The 6,707-nt window shown below is 74.9% G+C and carries 6 protein-coding genes; 1 reads left to right on the top strand and 5 read right to left on the bottom strand.

Annotation, left to right across the window (positions count from 1 at the left end; translation table 11 throughout):
* Positions 1 to 229: 229 nt before the first annotated feature.
* Complete coding sequence (locus M8I34_RS18945) at positions 230 to 1,234, top strand: PP2C family protein-serine/threonine phosphatase (protein ID WP_250050615.1); 1,005 nt, start codon at positions 230 to 232, stop codon at positions 1,232 to 1,234.
* Between the two features lie 7 nt (positions 1,235 to 1,241).
* Here the strand turns inward: M8I34_RS18945 and M8I34_RS18950 are convergent, their stop codons facing one another.
* The 5 genes from M8I34_RS18950 to pcaH all read right to left on the bottom strand — a co-directional run.
* Positions 1,242 to 2,429, bottom strand: a complete 1,188-nt coding sequence (locus M8I34_RS18950) for a 4-hydroxybenzoate 3-monooxygenase (RefSeq protein ID WP_250050599.1) — start codon at positions 2,427 to 2,429, stop codon at positions 1,242 to 1,244.
* Positions 2,426 to 3,679, bottom strand: a complete 1,254-nt coding sequence (pcaD, locus tag M8I34_RS18955) for a 3-oxoadipate enol-lactonase (RefSeq protein WP_250050600.1) — start codon at positions 3,677 to 3,679, stop codon at positions 2,426 to 2,428. The genes M8I34_RS18950 and pcaD overlap by 4 nt, the downstream gene beginning before the upstream one ends.
* Positions 3,676 to 5,259: a 3-carboxy-cis,cis-muconate cycloisomerase gene (gene pcaB / locus M8I34_RS18960; RefSeq protein ID WP_374210938.1), complete on the bottom strand. Its 1,584-nt coding sequence runs from the start codon at positions 5,257 to 5,259 to the stop codon at positions 3,676 to 3,678. Before pcaB ends, pcaD begins: the two co-directional genes overlap by 4 nt.
* A 1-nt stretch (position 5,260) precedes the next feature.
* Positions 5,261 to 5,992 (bottom strand): protocatechuate 3,4-dioxygenase subunit alpha, encoded by a 732-nt coding sequence (pcaG, locus tag M8I34_RS18965; RefSeq protein ID WP_250050601.1) that lies wholly within the window; start codon positions 5,990 to 5,992, stop codon positions 5,261 to 5,263.
* Positions 5,992 to 6,707, bottom strand: a 716-nt coding sequence (gene pcaH, locus M8I34_RS18970; protein WP_250050602.1) for a protocatechuate 3,4-dioxygenase subunit beta, incomplete at its 5' end; no start/stop codon positions are given. The genes pcaH and pcaG, both read right to left, overlap by 1 nt.

The following is a 6,707-nucleotide window of genomic DNA, read 5'->3' on the forward strand; positions in this document are numbered from 1 at the left end:
GCGCATTCGAGGTATTTCGGTACGGCATAAGTTGCCTATGCTCAGGTCGGGGGCCGGGGGGCTGCTTTCGGACACTCCGACGGCCGACGGCCCCCTTGCCCGGCCTTACCCGGCCTTGCCTGACCTTGCCCGATCACTTCGCCTGACACCGTCGGAGAACACCTTGTCCGTGGAGAACGGGGAGCAGCGCACCGGCTCCCGTGTGCTGCCCGCGCTCCCCTACGCGGTCATGGCCGTGGTCACCACGGTCGACCTCACCGCGGGCCCGGGGGTCGGATTCCTGCCCCTGGTGTCGCTGGGTCCGGCGTTCGCCGGGCTGGTCGGCGGCTGGCGGCGGACCGCCGTGGTCGGCATGACGGCGTTCGTGCTCTGCCTCGGGCTGGGCGTCTACAACGGTCTGTTCGAGAGCCGGCGCGGGCTGACCGCACTGCTGTCGGTGGCCGGGGTGACCGCGGCCGGAGTGGTCGCCGCGGTGATGCGGCAGCGGCGCGAGGCGGAGCTGGTCAGCGTCCGCTCCATCGCCGAGGTCGCCCAGCGGGTCCTGCTGCGCCCGGTGCCGCGCAGCGCGGGCCCGCTGCGGATCGCGGTCTCGTACACCTCGGCGATGGCGAAGGCCCGGATAGGCGGCGATCTGTACGAGGTGGTGACCTCGCCGGCCGGGGTGCGGATCATCGTCGGCGATGTGCAGGGCAAGGGACTGGAGGCCGTGGAGAGCGCGGCGGTGGTGCTGGGGGCCTTCCGGGAGGCGGCGCACGACGAACCGGATCTGCCGGCCGTCGGCGAGCGGGTGGAGCGGGCGCTGAACCGCCATCTGTCCGGCGAACGGTTCGTCACGGCGGTGCTCGCCGAGATCGGTGACGGCCCGGACGCCACCCTGCTGAACTTCGGCCATCCGGCGCCGCTGGTCGTCCGCCCCAGCGGCTCGGTGGCCTTCGCCGAACCGCCCGAGCGCGCCCTCCCGCTCGGCCTGAGCCTCCATGACGCGGGCGCGCCGGTCCCCTACGAGGTGCCGTTCACGCCCGGCGACCAGCTGCTCTTCTACACCGACGGGGTCACCGAGGCCCGCGACGCCCTGGGCCGCTTCTACCCCCTCGACGAGCGCGCCGCGCTGCTCAAGGACCCGGACCCGGAGACCGCACTGCGTTCGGTGCGCGAGGACCTGGTCGAGCATGTCGAGGGGCCGCTGCACGACGACGCGGCGATGCTGCTGGTCCGCTACCGGCACGCCCGGTGAACAGGCCTCACTCCAGTGGCAGCCCCGTGTAGTTCTCCGCCAGCTCCGCGGCGGCGTGCGGGGAGGTGGCAATCCGGTCGAGCTGGGAGAGCTGCAACCGGGTGTCGAACGGGCTCTGGCCGGGGCCGGTGTGCAGGGTCGTCGTCATGAAGGACGAGAAGTGTTCGGCGCGCCAGACCCGGCGCAGACAGGTGTCGGAGTAGGCGTCGAGCAGCTCCGTCGAGCCGGTGTGGTGCCGCTGGACGAGGGCGCGGGCCAGGACGGTGACATCGGCGACGGCGAGGTTGAGGCCCTTGGCTCCGGTGGGCGGCACGATATGCGCCGCATCGCCCGCCAGCAGCACCCGCCCGTACCGCATCGGTTCGGTGACCGAACTCCGCATCGGCAGCACCGCCTTGGCGGTGAGCGGCCCGCGCTCCAGCTTCCAGGGGGCGTCGATCGCGGCCCGCGCCTCCAGCTCGTCCCAGATGCGCGCGTCGGGCCAGTGCGCCGGGTCGGTGCCGTTGGGGACCTGGAGGTAGAGCCGGCTGACGGTCGGCGTCCGCATGCTGAACAGCGCGAAGCCCCGCTCGGAGTGAGCGTAGATCAGCTCGTCGGAGGAGGGCGGGGCGGCGGCGAGCACACCGAGCCAGGAGTACGGGTAGCTGCGCTCGTAGGTGCGGCGTGCGCGCTCCGGTATCGCCTCCCGGGTCACGCCGTGGAAGCCGTCGCAGCCGACGACGTAGTCGCAGGTCAGGGTCTGCTCGCGGCCCTGGTGGAGATAGCGGATACGGGGCCGGCCGGTGTCCGCCCCCGTCACCGCCAGCGCCTGAGCGCCGAACAGCAGCGGCGCCCCGTCGTCGAGCTGGAGGGCGATCAGGTCCTTGACCACTTCCGTCTGGGCGTAGACCGTCACCCGCCGTCCGCCGGTCAGCGCCGGGAAGTCGAGACGGTGGGCGCGCCGGTCGTAACGCAGCTCGATCCCGTCGTGGACCAGCCCCTCACGGTCCATCCGCTCCCCCGCCCCGCAGGCGCGCAGGACGTCGACGGTGCCCTGTTCCAGCATTCCCGCGCGCTGCCGCTGCTCGGCATAGCTGCGGTCCCGGCTCTCCAGAACGACACAGTCGACCCCGGACCGGTGCAGCAGCCGGGCGAGCAGCAGCCCCGCCGGGCCGCCGCCGACGATGCCGACCGTGGTGTGGCGGGTGCGGGTCACTTCTCGGTTCCTTCCGCACGGTGCGGTGCCGGGTCGGCGAGGTGGGCGGCGACGATGCGGTCGGCGATCGCGAAGGCGGCGTTGGCGGCCGGCACGCCGCAGTAGACGGCCGACTGGAGGAGGACTTCCTGGATCTCCTGCGGGGTGAGGCCGTTGCGGAGGGCGGCCTCCAGATGCATCGCCAGTTCGTCGTGATGACCGCCGGCCACCAGCGCGGTGAGGGTGATGCAGCTGCGCGTCCGGCGGGACAGGCCGGGGCGGGTCCAGATCTCGCCCCAGGCGTAGCGGGTGAGGAAGTCCTGGAAGACCTCGGTGAGGGCGCTGGTACGGGCCAGGGACCTGTCCACGTGCGCGTCGCCGAGGACGGCCCGGCGTACGGCCGTACCCGCCGCGTGCCGGGAACGGTCGTCCGTGGCGGGGACGCCGGGGGCCCGGGCCGCCGGGCCGTCGTCGGGATGCGCCGCGAGATGGCCGAGGAGGGCGGCCAGTACCGGGGCCGGGCGTTCGACGCCGGCGAGATGGGCGGCGGCGGAGAGTTCGACCAGGCTCGCGTCCGGGATGCCGTCGGTGAGTTCACGGGAGCGGGCGGGCGGGGTGGCCGGGTCGGCGCGGCCCGCGACCACGAGCGTGGGGGCGGTGATCCGGGCCAGGTCGTCGCGCAGATCGTAGGCGGCGAGGGCGTCGCAGCAGGCCGCGTAGCCCGCGGGCGCGACGCTGTCGCGCAGCGCGTCGATCATGGCGGTGGCTTCCGGGGAGTGGGCGAAGGCCGGGGTGAACCAGCGGCTCGCGGACGTCTCGGCGACCGGTCCGACCCCCGCTTCCCGTACGAGCGCGGCCCGCTCCCGCCAGCCCGCCGGCTCCCCGAACCGTGCCGCGGAGCAGATCAGGGCGAGCGAGGCGATCCGCTCGGGGTGATGGGCGGCGAGCCAGGCCCCGACGGCACCGCCGAGCGAGACCCCGGCATAGGCGAAACGGCCGATGCCGAGCGAGTCGGCGAGATCGAGGACCAGCCGGGCCAGCTCGGGGACGGTGGTCGTCGGGGCCGGTGCGGGGCCCAGTACGTCGGTGGGGGTGCCGCCGTGGCCGGGGAGGTCCCAGCGCACGACGCGGAACTGCCGTGCCAGCGCGGGGAGTTGCGGGTCCCAGACGGCCAGCGAGGCGCCGAGCGAGGGGCCCAGGAGGAGCGGCGGGGCGTCTTCGGGTCCGTCCACGGTGTGGTGCATGAGCGGGGCGGCGGGCGGGTGGGTCATACGGGCTCCTGCGGGTCGTTCTCGGTGCGTGCCAGCGCGCGGTCCACGAAGGCACCGGCGGACCCCAAGTAGTCGGTGGGGTCGAGAAGTTGGCGAAGACGGGCGGCGGGGAAGGGTGGGATGCCGGGTGAGGGGGCCGGGGTGCCGGACGAGGGGGCCGGGGTGCCGGATGAGGGGGCCGGGGTGTCGGACGAGACGGCCGGGGGGTCGGACGGAGCGGGGGCCGTCGGCGCCTCGGCGGGCGCGCCGTCTTCGTCCCGGCGGGCGGCCTCCAGCGCGTCGTGCAGCGCCGCTGCCAGCTCGATGCCCTCCTGCGTGGTGCGCCGGGCCGCCGTGTCCATGATGCGGCGGGCCTCGTCGCGGCCGGTCAGGGCGGTGAGGGCCGCGACGAGGCGTTCGGTGACGACCAGGCCGCCGGTCGCGTCGAGATTCTGCCGCATGCGGTGCGGGTGGACCCGCAGTTCCGCGGTGAGTTCGGCGGCGTCCCGGGCCGCGCCGCCGACCAGCCGCAGGGCCTCCCGCAGCGGCTGCCATTCGGCGTGCCAGGCACCGGACGGGCGTTCGTCCTCGGCGGCGAGGGACCCGTACAGCACCGCGGCCAGGCCCGGGACCTGCCGGGCGGCGGCCGCGATCAGCGTGGCACGCACCGGGTTGGCCTTGTGCGGCATCGCGGACGATCCCCCGCCGCTGCCCTCGGAGAGCTCGCCGAGCTCCGTGCGGGAGAGGGTGAGGACATCGGCGGCGAGCTTGCCGAGGGCGCCCGCGGTGAAGGCGAGCGCACCGGCGAGATCGGCGACCGGGGTGCGCAAGGTGTGCCAGGGCAGGGCCGGTTCGGCGAGTCCGGTCTCGGCGGCGTAGCGGGCGAGCAGCCGGCCGCCGAGTCCGGGAGCGGGCACGGGCCCGCCCTCCGCCTCCGCGTAGGCGTGGAACGCGGCCAGGGTCCCGGCCGCACCGCCCAGTTGCACGGGCAGCGCGGCCCGCACGGACGCGAGCCGCTCCCGGGCGTCGAGCACGAGACTGCGCCAGCCCGCGGCCTTGAGGCCGAAGGTGGTCGGCACCGCGTGCTGGGTGAGGGTGCGGCCCGCCATCGGTGTGTCGCGGTGTTCCGCGGCCGTGCGGCGCAGCGCGCCGGCGGTGCGGGTGAGGTCCGCCAGGACGGTGTCCAGGGCGCGGGCGCAGACCAGCATCGTGGCGGTGTCCAGGATGTCCTGGCTGGTGGCGCCCCGGTGGACATACGCGGCGGCCTCGGCGTCGCGGCCGGCGACGGCGGCCGTCAGATCGGCGACGAGCGGGACCACCGGGTTGCCCGCGGCACGGGCGCGCAGCGCGAGGGTACGGGGATCATGGCGGTGGGGCTCGGCGGCCGCGGCGGTGACGGCGGCGGCCGCCCGCTCCGGCGCGAGGCCGAGGGCGGCCTGGGCACGGGTCAGCGCGGCCTCGGCGTCGAGCAGGGCGCGCAGATACCCGGCGTCACCGGTGACGGCTGCCACCTCGGACCCGGCCCAGGACGGCGCCAGCAGCCCCATGTCCGCTGCGTCGTAAGGGAGTTCGGCGGCCTGGGACGCCTCGGCCCCCGGCATGTCATCGGAAGGCAAGAAAGACCGTCTCCTCGTACGTGCCGTCCTCCGCCTGCTGGAGATGGACGTCGAAACGGTACCGGCCGGGGCCGTCGGGCCGGGCGAGCAGGGTCTTCGCCCGCTCCGCCGGCAGCCGCGCGAGCAGCGGGTCGGCGGCGTGGGCCGCCGCATGCTCGGGGAAGTAGACCCGGGTGAACAGGTGGTGGAGCAGTCCGCGCGCGAAGAGGCACACGGCGAGGTACGGCGCGGCGTCCGGGCACCCGGCGGGAGCGGTGGCCGGCAGCGTGCGGACGACGTAGTGCCCGTCGGCGTCGGTCGGTACGCGGCCGAACCCGGTGAAGTCCACGCCGTTGCGGCCGATGACCGCGCCGGTGACCGGGTCGCGGCGCAGCGAACCCGGCGCGCCCGTGAGGCTGCCGTCCGGGCCCGCCTGCCAGAACTCCAGCAGCGCGTCCGGGGCCGGAGCACCGGCGCCGTCCCGTACGCAGCCGTGCACGGTGACCGTGCCGGGGTGGCCGGCCGGTGCGATCCGCTCGCCGCCGGGGAACGGGAGGGCGTAGCCGTAGAAGGGTCCGACGGTCTGGGCGGGGGTCGGGGCGAGCGGCACGGGCGGGGCGCCGGACGCTTCGTCGGACGGGCCGTGAGTCGGGCCGTGAGTCGGGCCGTGAGTCGGGTCGTGGGGCAGGTCGTGCGTCGGGGCGTGGGGCAGGTCGTGACGGGTGGTGGGGCGGGGCATCAGCGGCTTTCCTCGATCCAGGTGGCGGACGGGCCGTCCAGGACGATGTCCCAGCGGTAGCCCAAGGACCATTCCGGGCGGGACAGTTCGTGGTCGTAGGCGGCCACCAGACGGGCGCGGGCAGCGGGGTCGGTGACCGAGCCGAGGATCGGGTCGTAGGGGAAGAGCGGGTCGCCGGGGAAGTACATCTGGGTGATCAGCCGCTGGGTGAACGCCGAGCCGAAGAGCGAGAAGTGGATATGGGCCGGGCGCCAGGCGTTGTGGTGATTGCGCCACGGGTAGGCGCCGGGCTTGACGGTGGTGAACGCGTAGCGGCCCTCGTCGTCGGTCAGACAGCGGCCGACGCCGGTGAAGTGGGGGTCCAGCGGGGCCGGGTGCTGATCGCGCTGGTGGGCGTACCGGCCGGAGGCGTTGGCCTGCCAGATCTCGACGAGCTGACCCCGTACGGGGCGGCCGGTGCGGTCCAGGACGCGGCCGGTGACCGTGAGGCGTTCGCCGAGCGGCTCGCCGGCATGCTGCCGGGTGAGATCGGCGTCCAGGTCGGTGATGTCCGTGACGCCGAACGCGGGGCCGCGAAGCTCCACGGCCTCCGGGTCGGCACGGTGGTCGATCTCGACCAGCGGCCGGTGCGGGTGGCGCAGGGCGCTGCTGCGGTACGGGGCGAAGTCCCGGGCCGGGTGCTCCGGTCCCGGAGCCCCTGCCGCCCGGTCCCGTT

Origin of the sequence: Streptomyces sp. MCA2 (assembly GCF_023544705.1) — a bacterium.
GTDB lineage: Bacteria > Actinomycetota > Actinomycetes > Streptomycetales > Streptomycetaceae > Streptomyces > Streptomyces decoyicus.

What these genes read in the sequence shown, in the direction of transcription:
- pcaB (WP_374210938.1), bottom strand. Translation starts at nt 5,259, where the DNA reads ATGCCGGGGGCCGAGGCGTCCCAGGCCGCCGAACTCCCTTACGACGCA.
- pcaG (WP_250050601.1), bottom strand. Translation starts at nt 5,992, where the DNA reads ATGCCCCGCCCCACCACCCGTCACGACCTGCCCCACGCCCCGACGCAC.
- M8I34_RS18945 (WP_250050615.1), top strand. Translation starts at nt 230, where the DNA reads ATGGCCGTGGTCACCACGGTCGACCTCACCGCGGGCCCGGGGGTCGGA.
- pcaD (WP_250050600.1), bottom strand. Translation starts at nt 3,679, where the DNA reads ATGACCCACCCGCCCGCCGCCCCGCTCATGCACCACACCGTGGACGGA.